At 67.1% G+C, this 13,721-nt stretch carries 11 protein-coding genes and 1 riboswitch; of the genes, 8 read left to right on the forward strand and 3 right to left on the reverse strand.

All coding sequences use genetic code 11. The features are described from left to right. The first annotated feature begins 95 nt into the window (after positions 1-95). Complete coding sequence (locus tag A6A40_RS06880; RefSeq protein WP_063634740.1) at positions 96-1,955, forward strand: PAS domain-containing sensor histidine kinase; 1,860 nt, start codon at positions 96-98, stop codon at positions 1,953-1,955. 17 nt (positions 1,956-1,972) lie between these two features. Here A6A40_RS06880 and A6A40_RS06885 read toward each other — a convergent pair whose 3' ends face one another. Beyond that, positions 1,973-4,447: a hybrid sensor histidine kinase/response regulator gene (locus A6A40_RS06885; protein ID WP_236783759.1), complete on the reverse strand. Its 2,475-nt coding sequence runs from the start codon at positions 4,445-4,447 to the stop codon at positions 1,973-1,975. A 276-nt stretch (positions 4,448-4,723) separates the two neighbouring features. Here A6A40_RS06885 and murJ point away from each other — a divergent pair, with 276 nt between their 5' ends. The 5 genes from murJ to A6A40_RS06915 all read left to right on the forward strand — a co-directional run bounded on the left by murJ (position 4,724) and on the right by A6A40_RS06915 (position 11,205). Further along, entirely contained in the window at positions 4,724-6,295 is a 1,572-nt protein-coding gene (murJ, locus tag A6A40_RS06890) for a murein biosynthesis integral membrane protein MurJ (protein WP_063634742.1), read from the forward strand. Positions 6,296-6,342: 47 nt separating this feature from the next. Further along, positions 6,343-6,422: riboswitch (SAM riboswitch) on the forward strand. 79 nt (positions 6,423-6,501) lie between these two features. Further along, the gene (gene metZ / locus A6A40_RS06895; protein WP_063634743.1) at positions 6,502-7,710 is read left to right on the forward strand and encodes an O-succinylhomoserine sulfhydrylase; all 1,209 of its coding nucleotides are present in this window, start codon (positions 6,502-6,504) and stop codon (positions 7,708-7,710) included. An 82-nt stretch (positions 7,711-7,792) separates the two neighbouring features. Then, on the forward strand, positions 7,793-8,308 hold the full coding sequence (locus tag A6A40_RS06900; protein WP_063634744.1) for a phasin family protein: 516 nt from the start codon (positions 7,793-7,795) through the stop codon (positions 8,306-8,308). A 300-nt stretch (positions 8,309-8,608) separates the two neighbouring features. Continuing rightward, on the forward strand, positions 8,609-9,028 hold the full coding sequence (locus A6A40_RS06910; RefSeq protein ID WP_063634745.1) for an OsmC family protein: 420 nt from the start codon (positions 8,609-8,611) through the stop codon (positions 9,026-9,028). 200 nt (positions 9,029-9,228) lie between these two features. Beyond that, the gene (locus A6A40_RS06915) at positions 9,229-11,205 is read left to right on the forward strand and encodes a YjbH domain-containing protein (RefSeq protein ID WP_236783760.1); all 1,977 of its coding nucleotides are present in this window, start codon (positions 9,229-9,231) and stop codon (positions 11,203-11,205) included. Positions 11,206-11,207: 2 nt separating this feature from the next. Here A6A40_RS06915 and A6A40_RS06920 read toward each other — a convergent pair whose 3' ends face one another. Next, positions 11,208-11,585, reverse strand: coding sequence for a hypothetical protein (locus A6A40_RS06920; protein ID WP_063634747.1), 378 nt, complete (start codon positions 11,583-11,585; stop codon positions 11,208-11,210). 343 nt (positions 11,586-11,928) lie between these two features. Here A6A40_RS06920 and A6A40_RS06925 point away from each other — a divergent pair, with 343 nt between their 5' ends. Continuing rightward, positions 11,929-12,093 carry a DUF1328 domain-containing protein gene (locus A6A40_RS06925; RefSeq protein WP_045582124.1) on the forward strand — a complete coding sequence of 55 codons (165 nt, stop codon included), beginning with the start codon at positions 11,929-11,931 and terminating at the stop codon, positions 12,091-12,093. Positions 12,094-12,385: 292 nt separating this feature from the next. Here A6A40_RS06925 and A6A40_RS06930 read toward each other — a convergent pair whose 3' ends face one another. Further along, positions 12,386-13,036: a sigma-70 family RNA polymerase sigma factor gene (locus A6A40_RS06930; protein WP_236783761.1), complete on the reverse strand. Its 651-nt coding sequence runs from the start codon at positions 13,034-13,036 to the stop codon at positions 12,386-12,388. On the opposite strand from A6A40_RS06930, the gene A6A40_RS31115 reads away from it, so the two are divergent. After that, positions 13,025-13,525, forward strand: a complete 501-nt coding sequence (locus tag A6A40_RS31115; RefSeq protein ID WP_211112034.1) for a hypothetical protein — start codon at positions 13,025-13,027, stop codon at positions 13,523-13,525. The genes A6A40_RS06930 and A6A40_RS31115 overlap by 12 nt on opposite strands. Positions 13,526-13,721 lie beyond the last annotated feature (196 nt).

The raw sequence follows: 13,721 nt of genomic DNA on the forward strand, positions 1-13,721 counted from the left end.
GCGCCCACGGATGGGGGCCGGCTGTGGAGATGCACATGATGGCAGCGGGTGGCACCAGGGATACGGCGGGAACTCCGGGAGCGGAGAGCCACCCAATGCCGGCTCCGCTGTTCGACGCCCTGCCCATTCCGGCTCTGGTGCGGGGCGCCAACGGCCGGCTGTGCAGCAACCGCTGCTTCCTTGACCGCTACGGCAGTGCAGACAGCTTGCCGGCCGATCTGGCTGAGGCCCTCCCCGGTTCGGTGCGGGAGATTTCCGCCAAATCCGATACGGGCGAACCGCGCGACCTGCTGGTCCGCGTCGGTGGTCCTCCCTGGATCGCGACGGTGGAGGACGTGACGGACCAGCGCCGTACCGCCCGCAGCCTGGATTTGGCGACCGCAAAGCTGGAAGAGGCCTATCTCACCGCCAAGCTCGGCTATTGGGAATACGGCATCCGATCGGGCGACCTGATGCTGACAGACGCCGCCCTTGCCGTGTTGGGTCATGGCCGCGGCCATTTCGTCCAGGGATTCGATGCCCTGCTGGGAATCCTGCATCCGGATGACCGGCCACGCTTCGGCAACATGCTGGAAAGCGTCGTCGACAATCCAAAGCGGGTCTATGTCGAATATCGTGTCCATGACGGGGAGGGGTGTCTGCGCTACGTCTCCTCCTCCTGCGCCCCGCGGCTGGATGCGGACGGACGGCTGACGCACCTCTTCGGCGTCATGATGGACAGCACCGAGCGCGCCGAATCGGCCGCACAGCTCGAAGCCGCCAAGCAACGGCTGGAGGAGGCCTACCGCACCGGCCATCTCGGCTATTGGGAATACGGAATCCACAGCGGCACGCTGGTGTGGAATCGCGAGGCCTTCGACATCTATGGCCAGGATCCGGACCGGTTCGAGCCGACCTTCGACCGCCTGCTGGATATTCTCCATCCCGATGACCGCCTGTCCTTCGGCAACATGCTGGAGAGCGTGATCGGCAACTCCAAGCGGGTCTATGTCGAGTACCGGGTTGTCGATCCGGCGGGGGAAGTCCGCTACGTGTCATCCTCCTGCGCGCCGCGCTTCGACCTGGATGGACGGCTGACCCACCTGTTCGGCGTGATGCTCGACACCACCGAACGCGCCCGCGCCGCGGACGCCCTGCGTGCCGCCAAGGACCGGGTCGAGCAGGCATATCGTGACTTGCAGGACGCCCAGGACAGTCTCGTCCAGACCGAGAAGATGGCCTCGCTCGGCCAATTGGTCGCCGGGGTGGCGCATGAGGTCAATGGGCCGGTCGGCGTTGCGCTGACCACCGCCTCGCACCTGCTGAGCCGGGCCGAGGACGTGAAGCGCCAGTTCGCCGCCAACGCCCTGACCCGCTCGGCCCTTGCCAGTTTCCTGGAGGTGGCACAGGAGGCGGGGCAATTGCTGGTCGGCAACACCGAGCGGATCGCATCGCTGGTCCACATGTTCAAGCAGGTCGCCGCCGACCAGACCGGCGACGAGCGCCGCACCTTCTACCTGCGCGAATACACCGAGGATGTGCTGCTGAGCCTGCACACGCAGATCGGCTCGTCCGGCCACCGGGTGGAGCTGTCCTGTCCCGAAGCCCTGCAGTTGGAAAGTTTTCCAGGCGCCTTCGCCCGCGTGCTGACCCACCTGGTGCGCAATTCGCTGACCCACGCCTTCCGGCCGGAGCAGAGCGGCCGGATCGTCATCGATATCCACGCCGACGGCGACGATTGGATCAAGGTGGTGCACAGCGACGACGGCCAAGGCATCCTGGAGGCCGACCTGCCGCGGATCTTCGACCCTTTCTTCACCACCGCGCGCCATGCCGGCTGCGTCGGGCTGGGGCTGCACATCGCCTACAACCTGGCGACCCGGACACTGGGCGGTCAGTTGAGCGCCGGCAACAGCACAGGCGGAGGCGCCGTCTTCGTCCTTCGGGTGCCGCGGCAGGCGCCCGACCTCGCCTGAGGCCGCCAAGACCGGCTTCAAGCCACCGTCTGATGTTCGCGCAGCAGCGGCTCCAGCGCCTCGGCAACGGCACGGCGCAGATCGGCGGCGATCACCGGCTTGTGCATGACTCGGAAATTGCCGGCCTCCGCCTCCTGGGCGCGGGCGGGTGCGGTATCGCCGGTTACCAGAATGCCCGGCAGAATGCGGCCAAGGGCCAACCGCACCTCGCGGATCGCTTCGGTCCCGGTGCGGCCGTCGCGCAGGCGGTAATCGGCGACGATCAAATCGGGAGTCGGTCCACGATGGGCAAGATCCAGCGCCTCGGCGCAGGATTCGGCCGCCAGCACCGTGTATCCCCATTCCGCCAGCATTGCGCGCAGCCCCTCGCGCACGATCCCGTCATCCTCGATCACCAGCACCGTGGTCGAGAACGCCGGACGCGGTGTGAAAGCCGGATTGAGCACCTTGGCGGGGGGCGGCGCGGCCAGCGGCACCTCGACCGAGAAGACGGAGCCCCGGCCGGGTATCGAGCGCACCGTCACCGGATGACCGAGCATCACCGACAGCCGCCGAACCACCGCCAACCCGAGACCAAGGCCCTGGTCGCGGTTGCGGCTGGCGTTGCCGACCTGCACGAACTCCTGGAAGATGTCGTCCTGCCGGTCGGCCGGGATGCCGATGCCGGTGTCCCACACCTCGATCCGCAGGTTCCCACCGCGGCGGCGGCAGCCGATCAGGATGCGTCCCCTGTCAGTATAGCGGAGCGCATTCTCCACGAAATTCTGCAGGATGCGTCCCAGCAACATCGGGTCGCTGCGCACATGGGCGCGGCTGGGCACGATGTGCAGGATCAATCCCTTCTGGACGGCGACGGACCGGCTGTTGGCGGCCACACGCTCCATCACTTCGGACAGGGCGAACGCCTCCACTTCCGGCACCACGGCGCCGGCTTCAAGCCTGGACACATCGAGCAGACCGTCCAGCAGCATCTTCAGAGCACCGAGCGCCCGTTCCATGGTGCCCAGAACGTTGCGCGTCATCCCGTCCGTGACACGGCCGGACAGCACCTCCATCAGCAGCATCAGCGACTGAACCGGCTGGCGCAGGTCGTGGCTGGCGGCAGCCAGGAATTTCGATTTGGCGACATTGGCAAGGTCGGCCTCCCGGCGGGCATCGGCCATCGCCGCCTGGGCGCGCTTGTGATCGGAGATGTCGCGGACGGTCGCGATCAGGCTGACCAGCCGGTTGTCGTGGTCCCGGACCGGCGATGCGCTCAGTTCCAGACAGCGGGGCTCCTCCGGACCGTCGGCGGCCCGCGCCAGTTCCACCCGGGCGTCGCGGCCGACGACGATGGCGTCGCGCAGTGGTTGCAGCGCGGCGCGGTCGTTCGTGGCCCGCTCCAGCGCCGTCAGGGCGCCGCTGCCCATCAGGCCCGGCATCGGCATCCCCAGCAGCTTTTCCAGCGCCGGATTGACATAGACGATGGGCATGCCGGGCTGGGTCGCGTCTGCGATCATGATGCCGTCGTTGCTCCAGGCCAACGCACGGTTCCGGACGCGCAGGGCCCGATCGGTGTGACGTCGCCATTGCAGTTCGACGATGAAGGCGATGATGAACAGCAGGATCACCACCGTGGTGGCGACCGCCCAGCCGATGTAAAGGCGGGCATTGTCACGCCAGGATCCGAACACCGCTTCCACCGACTCGCCGACGACGGCGATCACCGGATAGTCCGGGGCCGAGCGGAATGCCAGGATCCGTTCCACCCCGTCGACCAGGCTGACCATGCGAATGTGGCCGATGGGATTCTGCTTCACCGCCTGCCAGAGTTCGGAACTGGCGGTAGCACGGCCGGATACCGAACTGGATCCGACATTGCGGGCAATGATGACGCCGTCCGTGCGCAGCAGCGCCGCCGCCCCATCGGGAGGAAGCCCAAGCACCCGGTAGTAACGAACAAAGGATTCGACCGGAATATCGGCCACCGCGATACCGGCGAAGGTGCCGTCGGCAGACTCCAGCCGCCGCGCAACGGGGATCAGAACATCCTGCGTCTCCGACGAAGCATAGGGCATGCCGATCACCAGCCCGCGCGGCGCGCTGTCGCGGGCGATGCGGAATTCATCCCGGTCGGAGACGCTGCCCTGGAAGGTCGCCCGTCCGCCGCCCATGGTCAGCATCCCCGCCGAATCATAGACACGCACCCCCACCACCAGCCCTTCCTCGAAGGCGCGCCGGGTGTCCAGGCGCATGGTCCGGTTGCGTTCGGTATTGGCGATCAGATCCAGCAGGAGGTCGTCGACCCGGCGAAAGGTGGAGATCGCATGCTCTTCGACCAGGCGGGCGACGACGGCGGTCTTTTCATGGACCGTGAGGTCCAGCAGCCGTTCCTCCCGCCCCAGCCGGTCGAGCAGAATCCACCACAACGCGGCAATCGCGAGGACGACCGCCAGGGCAGGCAGGACCAGACGCCCGCCGAAACCGGAAAAAAGCCAGAGCGCCCGCTTCACGTAGACTCCGAACGCGGTGGATCGTCCGCCCGCCACTCCATCGGCGAAAGGCGGACGGCTGCAGCAGACGGACGCAAGCATGCCGCAACGCAGGTACGGACGCAACGGCGTTACCGGCAAGGTGGCAGCGCAGCGAAGTTGCTCCACCGACGCGAACCGGAAGCAGCGATGGCGCCCCCCGAACGCTCCGGCTATGCGCTCCAGCGCACCGTCCCATCGGCCAGCCCACCGAAATGCCGGCTTTGCGGCGCACCGGCAGGCCGCTATACCGCGGGAATGAGCTTTGCCCGCGCCATCGCCACCGTCGGCGGACTGACCCTGCTGAGCCGGCTGGCCGGCTTCGCACGCGACATCTTGACCGCTGCGGTCCTGGGAGCCGGTCCGGTGGCCGACGCCTTCTTCGTCGCGCTGAAGCTGCCCAACCTGTTCCGCCGCCTGTTCGCCGAAGGCGCCTTCGGCGTCGCCTTCGTCCCCCTGTTCGCCGCGGAACTTCAGACACGCGGCCGGGCTGCCGCCGTCCGCTTCGCCGAGGAGTCGCTGGCGATGCTGCTGGCGATGCTGCTGCCCTTCACGCTGGCGGCCGTCGTCGTCATGCCATGGCTGATGCACGGCCTCGCCCCCGGCTTCGCCGACGAGCCTGCCAAGTTCGCCCTGGCCGTGGACATGGCCCGGCTGACCTTTCCCTATCTTGCGCTGATCTCGCTGGTGGCGTTGCTGGGCGGGGTGCTGAATGCGCTGGACCGCTTCGGTCCCTTCGCCGCCGCTCCCATCGCCTTCAACCTGACCCTGGTCGCCGCCCTGCTGGTCGCGCCGCGGTTGGGGCTGGAACCGGGCATCGCGATGGCGGCGGCGGTCACCCTGTCCGGAGCGGTGCAGGTCGGATGGATGGCCTGGGCCTGCCGCACTGCCGGCGTGACCCTGCGCCTGCGCCGGCCAAGGATGACCGTCGGCATGTGGCGGCTGTTCCGGCTGATCGGGCCGGGAGCCATCGGGGCCGGCGTCATGCAGATCAACCTGTTCCTGAACATCGTGCTCGCCTCGCTGCTGCCGTCGGGTGCGGTGTCGTTCCTCTACTATGCCGACCGTCTGAACCAGATGCCGCTGGGGGTCATCGGCATCGCCATCGGCACCGCCCTTCTGCCGGTGCTGGCCCGCCATGCCGCCGCCGGGGACGACGGAATGGTGCGCCATTATCTGAGCCGCGCGCTGGAGTTCAGCCTGTTGCTCGGCCTGCCCGCCGCGGTCGCGCTGGGCGTGGCAGGGGAGCCGATGGTATCCGTCCTGTTCCAGCGCGGCGCCTTCGGCCCGCAAGAGGCGCACGCCACCGCCATGGCGCTCGCCGCCTATGCCATCGGCATCCCGGCCTATGTGATCGTCAAGTCGCTGAACGCGGCCTTCTTCGCCCGCCACGACACGGTCACGCCGGTGCGGGTCGCGATCATCGTGACCGTTGCAACCGCCGCGCTGGCGTTGGCGCTGATGCCGTGGCTGGGACATGTCGGCATCGCACTCGCCACCGGACTGACGGCATGGCTGGATGTCGTGCTGCTGGTTGCGGCGATGCGCAAGCGCGGACTGTTCGACCTGGACGACCGGCTGCAACACCGCGCGCCGCGCATTGCCGCGGCGGCGGTGGGCATGGGAGCGGTTCTGGCGCTGGGTGGCGGGTTGCTGGCGCCATGGCTGGAGGCGCCGTCCACCGCAATGCGGTTCACCGCCCTGGCTCTGCTGGTCGCCGGCGGTGCCGCGGCCTTCGGAGCGCTGGCTGTGGCGCTGGGCGGGGCAAGCCTGGGAGATGTGAAGGGCATGCTGTCGAAATCCCCGCTCGCCGCAGAGGAGAGGCGATGATGATGCGGGGCTACCCCACTTGACGGCGGTCATAGGCAGTCGTACAAGCGACCCCACGTGGTGATTTGGTCGGCCGGCTTGCGGGCCACGTAAAACAACCCGCTAAAAAGGTCCGAGCCGCGTCCGCGCCTCGACCCGATCGGTCGGGGCTTTTTTGTTTGCGGCCGGCCTCGCCCCACCGGCGATCATCAGGGGAGAGTGGCGGAATGTCGCGCACCGATCATCGCAATCCGAACGTTGCGGGCCTGCGCCCGCGGTCCAAGCTGGTCCATGGCGGCATCCGCCGCTCGCAGTTCGACGAGACCTGCGAGGCGCTGTACCAGACCTCCGGCTTCGTCTACGGCTCGGCCGAGGAGGCGGAGAGCGCCTTCGCCAACGACGGTTCGCGCCATGTCTATTCACGCTTCCGCAATCCGACCTCGGCGATGTTCGAGGACCGGTTGGCCGAGTATGAAGGGGCGGAGTGGGCCTATGCCACGTCCAGCGGCATGGCGGCGGTGCATGGCGCGTTGATGAGCGGGCTCCGCACCGGCGACCGGGTGGTGGCGCCGCGTTCGCTCTTCATCTCCTGTTACTGGATCGTCAAGGAGCTGTGCAGCCGCTTCGGCATCGAATCGGTGTTCGTCGACGGCACCAATCTGGCGGAGTGGGAAGAGGCGCTGTCCAAGCCGACCAAGGCGGTCTTCCTGGAAACCCCATCGAACCCCGGACTTGAGGTCGTCGACCTGGAGGCCGTCTGCAAGCTGGCCCACGCGGCGGGCGCGGTGGTCGTCGCCGACAACGCCTTCGCCACGCCGGTGCTGCAGCGCCCGTTCGAGTTCGGTGCAGACGTCGTCATCTATTCGGCGACCAAGCACATCGATGGTCAGGGCCGCTGCCTGGGCGGCGTCATCCTGGCCAAGGACAGGAAGTACGGGTCGGACGTCATCCATCCGTTCCTGCGTCACACCGGCCCGACCATTTCGCCGTTCAATTCCTGGCTGTTGCTGAAGGGCATGGAGACGCTTGAGCTGCGCGTGCATGCCCAGTCGGCGGCGGCGTTGCAGGTGGCGGAGTTCCTGGAAAGCCATCCGAAGGTCGCCCAGGTGCTCTACCCGCTGCTGCCCAGCCATCCGCAATATGATCTGGTGCGCAAGCAGATGACCGGCGGCGGCAACATGCTGTCGGTCTTCCTGAAGGGTGGCAAGACCGAGGCGTTCAATGCCCTGAACGGCCTGCGGATGGTGATGATCTCCAACAATCTCGGCGATTCGAAGAGCCTGATCACCCACCCCGCCACTACCACCCATTCCAAGCTGACCGACGAGGAAAAGGTCGCCGCCCGGATCGAACCCGGCCTGCTGCGCCTGTCCGTTGGTCTGGAGGACCCGCAGGACATCATCGAAGATCTCGACCGCGCGCTCGCCGAGGCGTAAAGATCGTGCCGGAACTTATGTTGCAGTGCAGCGTTGAGGCTGCAGCCCAGGTTCCGGCAACGATTTGAGAGAGGCGACGCCCATGTCACGACAGAACGCCGGCAACGGCCACCCCACCGACAGGCTTCTCGCGGTGGCGGGCCAGCTCACCAAAACCGGCCTTCGCGGCAGCGAAATGGGCGTCGCGGCGGCGCAAACCATCGGCTACCGCACGGCGATGATGGCGGCAGCGATGTCGAACCCCATCGACTTCGCCAACCCGGAGTTCATCCGTATGGGATCCGAAAAGGTCGAAGCGGCGGTGGAGGCTTTCCACGCCGTCGCCACCGGCCTCAGCGAGTTCGGGCAGGCCTGGTTCACCATGGTGACGAAGCAGACCCAGGCCGCTGCCGTCACCATCGGCGGCCTTGCCGCTTGCAAGAATCCGGTGGAGATCGTCGACGTCCAGCAGCGCCTGCTGGCCGACGCGGTCGATGCCGGCATCCACGCGAACCTGCGCCTGATCGAGGCCACGGCTGCTCTGGCCGCCGCCGGCATGAATCCCGCCTACCGGAAGGTGCGGGCGAACGCCCGCCGCCTCGCCCGCGAACAGGCCTGATCACTCACACCACGTCCGCCGGAGCCAGACGGCAGCAGTTGCCGTCATGCTCCACCTGGATGGTGGCGTGGCCGATGCCGAAGCGATCCTATGGCCGGCCGTACCGAAACACGCAGCAGTCCCCAGGTGCCGGCGACGATCACCAGCGTGAAGCTGCGCTGCAGCGCACCCAACCATGCTCCCGCCGTTGCAGCAGGGCAAGACCCGCAACCCCGCCGCCTGCCCCCCTCTTGCGCCGATCCGCCGCCGCGCCTAGCTTCGCGCGGTCACTCACACCAACCGTGAACGAAGGAACTGGTCATGAAAGCGCGCGTCACCTGGGTGGACGGCAAGATGTTCGTCGGCGAATCCAGCAGCGGCCATGCCGTGGTGATGGATGGTGCGCCCGAATCCGGCGGCCGCAACGCCGGTGTCCGCCCGATGGAAATGCTGCTGATCGGGATGGGCGGCTGCACCTGTTTCGATGTCGTGATGATCCTGGAGAAGGGCCGCCAGCAGATCACCGACTGCGTCGCTGCCATCGAGGCCGAGCGGGCGGAGACCGACCCGAAGGTCTTCACCAAGATCCACGTCCACTTCACGGTGACCGGCCGCAAGCTGGATCCAGCCAAGGTGGAGCGCGCCATCGCCCTGTCGGCGGAAAAATACTGCTCCGCCTCCATCATGCTGGGCCAGACCGCCACCATCACCCACGACTTCGAGGTGGTCGAGGCGCCTTGAGAGTGTCCCCGGCCATCGCCGACGCCCTTTTTCAGTTGCATCCATACGCATGAACGGCGAAGGATCGGACAATCTGTCCGCTCCTTCGCGATCATCGCGTGCGCATTCTCGCTCTTCTCATCTTTGCGGCAGCCTTCCCTGCCCTTGCCGACGACGCGCGATCCAGCCTGTCCGATTGGGGCGGGGTAGGGCTTTTGCAGATGCCGACCGCGCGGATGGCTGCCGACGGATCGATGAGCGGCGGGTTGACGGCGCTCGGCGATCTGCACCGTCACTATGCCATCTCCGCGCAGCCGCTGCCCTGGCTGGAGGTCACGGCGCGCAACAGCGCCTATCCCGGCTATTACGGCCTCAGCGAACCCGGCCTGGACCTCAAGTTTCGCCTGCGGCGGGAGGACGAACATGGTCCGGCACTGGTCATCGGCGGACGCGACGTCACCGGCTCCGGGCTAGACCTGCCGGGCAAGGGGCGCTTTGCCGGCGAGTACATTGCCCTGTCGCGCCGCTGGTGGGATGTGGACCTCACCGTCGGCCTGGGATGGGGAACGCTCGGCGAGGCCGGGCATTTGCGCAACCCGTTGCGCTTCCTGGGCGGCCGGTTCCGCCGAGACCGCGACCCGTCGGCATGGCCAACCAGCCGCGGACCGGAGGCTTGGTTCAGCGGCGAGCGGGTGGCCCTGTTCGGCGGGGCGGAATGGCACATGCCAGCCATGGGACCGCTGGAAGGGCTCAGCCTGAAGTTGGAATCGTCCGGCGACCGCTTTCGGGCGCAACGGCAGGACGAGCCCGGATTCGATCCCGGCAGCCGCTACAGCCTCGGCCTGTCCTGGCGCCCGGCATCCTGGGCCGATCTGGGGGCCGCCTATGAGCAGGGTCGCCGGATGATGTTGCGTCTGTCGGTCCGCTTCGATCCGGCGGTGGATGCCGACCGCACCCAACGTCCTCCCCCTGCGGTCGGGCCACGGCCGTCGGAAGGGGCTGCGCTGTCGGCGGAGGCCATCGCACTGGTCGCCCGCAGCCGCGGCCTGCCCGCCCGGTCCGCCCGCATCGACGGCGACGTGGCGACCCTCTGGCTCGACCCGGCGGGGGGCGGGCGTCTGCCGCTGGCCCGCGAAGTCGGTGACGCGGCACGGCTGCTCGCCGATCTCGCCCCGCCGCAGGTGGAGAGGCTGCGCGTGGTCACCGGTGCGGCGGGGATCGCGTCCGCCGCCACCACCCTGCTGCGCCGCGATCTGGAGCGCGCCGCCGGGCATCGCGGCAGTTCCGAGGAAATCTGGCGCACCGCGGTCATAGAGCCGTCCGCCGGCCCTTCGCCCAACTGGCGCCCTCGGCTCGACCTGTCGACCCGGCTGGTCGCGACCTTCGATCTGGCGGAACTTGGAACCACGCTCACCCAACGCACCCACACCGATGTGATGCTGCGCGGCGAACCCGTTCGCGGGCTGGTGCTGGGCGGCGGCTTGCGCATGAACGCTGCAAGTGATCTCGACCTGCTCGATACCAACGCCCTGCCGGCGGCACATCCGGTGCGCAGCGACCTGCCGCGCTATGTGGACCGCCCGCTGTCGCTCGACCATGCCTATGCGGCGTGGCTCGCCAACCCGACGGACGGGCTGACCACCCGGCTGTCACTGGGCCAATTCGAGGAGATGTATGGCGGCATCGGGGCGGAGGCGCTGTACCAGCCGCTGGCCGCCCGCTGGGCCCTCGGCCTCGATCTCAACCGGCTGTGGAAGCGGCGGCCGGACAGCCTGTTCGGCATCGACCGCGGCGATGCGCGCGGCACCGGCCATGCCAGCCTCTATTGGGAGACGCCGGGGGCGGACACCACCACCGCGTTGCGGCTTGGACGCTATCTCGGCGGCGACTGGGGTGGAACGGTGGAGGTGATGCGCCGCTTCGACGGCGGCATCGGCCTGACCGCCCATGCCACCTGGACCGAAGGGCCGGACGGTGCCCAGAGCCGCTTCGGCGGGCGGATGGATTGGGGACTGGCGCTGGTGGTGCCGATCGGGGCCTCGGGCTGGATGCCGGTCGGCGGCACCGTCGAGACGGCAGTGCGCACGCTGGGGCGAGATGCGGGACAGCGCCTGCAGCAGCCATTGCCTCTCTATGATCTGCGGGTGCCGGGAGGCTATGGCCGCCTCGCCGGCACATGGTCCCGCCTGTTGAATTGAGGTCAGCGGGCAGGCGTTGCGGTGGGCGTCGTGGCGGCTGTATGCGGATCCAGGATCACGGTGGTCCATCGCCCCTGCCGGTCCATCGCGCTGGCGACATACCGGTCGCCTTCCTTGCGGAAGTCGCGCACCGACACATAGCCGGCGGCACTGAGCTGGTTCAGCAGCGTGGTCTGCTGCAACTCGACCGGCTTCTGGCCGGGCGTGCGGCGGACGCTGCTATCCGACGAGGTCCCACCGGAGCTTCCCATGCCGGGCGTGGTCGACTGGTCGACACCCGTGCTGCCGGAATAGGTGCTCGAATAGGTGTGTTGCGCCATCGCGGCCGGAGCCGCCGCAAGCACGACGGCGAAGGCCGCCAGACAGAGTTTGCTCTTCATCTTTTCCTCTCCTGCCGATCCTCGCCGGAGGCCGAACCGCCGGCCGTCAGTGGAAGGAAACGCCCGAGAGTGCCCATTGTTGCACAAATGCCAGAGCTGCGTGATCCGGGTGGGCTGGGATCGTACGGACGATACAGACGGCGGGAACATCATGCCCACGGCGTTGTTCTGCTCTTCGAATGCCGCCGCACCGGCTGTGCTGACCGTCACATTGGCCAACCTTCCCTTACAGGACGACAACCATTGGAAGCGGATGACGGGGACGGCGGATACGGCAATGACTTGTCTGATGCGCGACGCTCGAGGTTCTTTCCAGATCTTCGGGCGAGCGAAGGAGGATATGATGCTTTATTGGGCTCTTGTTTTCTTCGTTGTCGCGCTGATCGCCGGCGCGCTCGGGTTCGGTGGGATCGCATCGGCCAGTTCCGGCATTGCGCAGATCCTGTTCTTCCTGTTCCTGGTGCTGTTCGCCATCAGCCTGATCATGGGGCTGGTCCGGCGGCGGTAGCACCAAAGCACGCACCGAGCCACCGGCCTCTGACTCGTCCATCACGGAATGAAGCCAGCGGCCGGTGGTCAGATTGATTGCGGCATCTCCCGACGCTGCAACACACATTCTTCCCCATAGCTGACCTCAGGGCCGGCGAGCCCCGACGATGCTTCGATTGTTCCCGACTCCGGCGGCGTCTTCCCTGGACGCCGCCATTCTTTCTTCCCCGCCGTGAAACACGCAGACGGAGTGCGACCATGAAAGCCGGGCATCCGGCCACTCCGCATTTCACAAGACTCGTTGCTCGGGATCAGGAGTCGGCGTCCTCCCCCGGATCGCGGCCTTCCATCAACAGGCGGAGCGCGCGGCGCCCACGCGACAGGCGCGACTTCACCGTCCCGATCGAAATGCCGAGAATGTCGGCCGCCTCGTTGTAGGATATCCCTTCCAGCCCGATCAGCAGAACCACCTCACGCTGTTCGTTCGGCAGCAGGGCAAGCGCTCGGCGCAGGTCGCGAAGCTCCATCCGCACGAATTGCGCCCCCGGTGCCGCACCGATGGCAGCCTGCGCTTCGGCGTCGATATCGACCACCGGCTGGCGCCGACGGACCCCGTTGATGTGCAGATTGCGCAGGATGGTGAACAGCCAGGCGCGGAGGTTGGTGCCGGGGCGCCACAGATGCAGACGGGACAGCGCGCGTTCAAGACATTCCTGGACCAGATCGTCCGCCAGCGTGGCATCGCGCACCATGGCGCGGGCAAAGCGGCGCAACCGCGGGATTTCCTCTTCGATCTGCCGGATCACCGCAGGGTCCGGCGGAGCATTGGGATCGGGACGGAATTCGTCGGCGGGTGGCGAACCGTCGACAGGCCCGATGCGGGCCGCGTCCATCTCGGTTGCGTCGTTCCCGGCCGCATCGCTTCCGGCTTCGGCCTCGATGGCCTCGGCATGAACGTTCAAATGTATCTCCGTCTGAGCCGCGGCATTCCGCGCGCCATCGATGGCGGCGCGGCCGGTGCGGGCATCGGTGGGGTCCTGGTCAGTATCGGTCGGTGCGCGATCCGAACGGATCCGGCCGACGGCCTCGGCGCCGAAGGCAACTGGCTCGACCGGGGCCGGGCCGCGCATTCGCTGCCTCAAGGTGGTCGCGACGTGGTTCGCCATCGGAAAAACGATGCCTCCTTCAATGCCGTTCGCCACGGCCGCACCGACCGCTTTCGCGGTGTCCGGCACTGCCGGGGCCTTCGGCGCGACGGCCACGGACGAAGAGTGCATCCTTCATCCGCGGTCGTCGAATTTGCAGCCGATTATCTGGCCCGATCCCTACGTAATGAGCGTACAAAGGGGCTGCCAGTTGGGAAAAAGGCTAGGGGGTCATACAATCTGGGCAGATTACCCATAGAGTACCCCGTGTATCCCAGGGCAATCACCGTTCGGGCATTGGCTTAAAAACTGGTCTTTCGCTATCTCTCCACCACGATTGGAGGGCGCATGACCAAGATAGAAAGAAAAATACCGACCGAAATATATCGATCAGTCTATGATTTTTCTATTGTTAGCGTCATATCAAGCAGTTTTTCCGGAAGACCGGCAGGCAACCGGCAGGCCGTTTCGTATTATGCAGACAGATCAGCCAGTTGGCATA

It is taken from the genome of Azospirillum humicireducens (assembly GCF_001639105.2).
Classification (GTDB): Bacteria; Pseudomonadota; Alphaproteobacteria; order Azospirillales; family Azospirillaceae; genus Azospirillum; species Azospirillum humicireducens.

Excerpts from the sequence above, each read along its gene's own strand:
- A6A40_RS06880 (WP_063634740.1), top strand. The coding sequence starts at position 96 with ATGCCGGCTCCGCTGTTCGACGCCCTGCCCATTCCGGCTCTGGTGCGG.
- murJ (WP_063634742.1), top strand. The coding sequence starts at position 4,724 with ATGAGCTTTGCCCGCGCCATCGCCACCGTCGGCGGACTGACCCTGCTG.
- metZ (WP_063634743.1), top strand. The coding sequence starts at position 6,502 with ATGTCGCGCACCGATCATCGCAATCCGAACGTTGCGGGCCTGCGCCCG.
- A6A40_RS06900 (WP_063634744.1), top strand. The coding sequence starts at position 7,793 with ATGTCACGACAGAACGCCGGCAACGGCCACCCCACCGACAGGCTTCTC.
- A6A40_RS06910 (WP_063634745.1), top strand. The coding sequence starts at position 8,609 with ATGAAAGCGCGCGTCACCTGGGTGGACGGCAAGATGTTCGTCGGCGAA.
- A6A40_RS06915 (WP_236783760.1), top strand. The coding sequence starts at position 9,229 with ATGCCGACCGCGCGGATGGCTGCCGACGGATCGATGAGCGGCGGGTTG.
- A6A40_RS06920 (WP_063634747.1), bottom strand. The coding sequence starts at position 11,585 with ATGAAGAGCAAACTCTGTCTGGCGGCCTTCGCCGTCGTGCTTGCGGCG.
- A6A40_RS06925 (WP_045582124.1), top strand. The coding sequence starts at position 11,929 with ATGCTTTATTGGGCTCTTGTTTTCTTCGTTGTCGCGCTGATCGCCGGC.
- A6A40_RS31115 (WP_211112034.1), top strand. The coding sequence starts at position 13,025 with ATGAACGTTCAAATGTATCTCCGTCTGAGCCGCGGCATTCCGCGCGCC.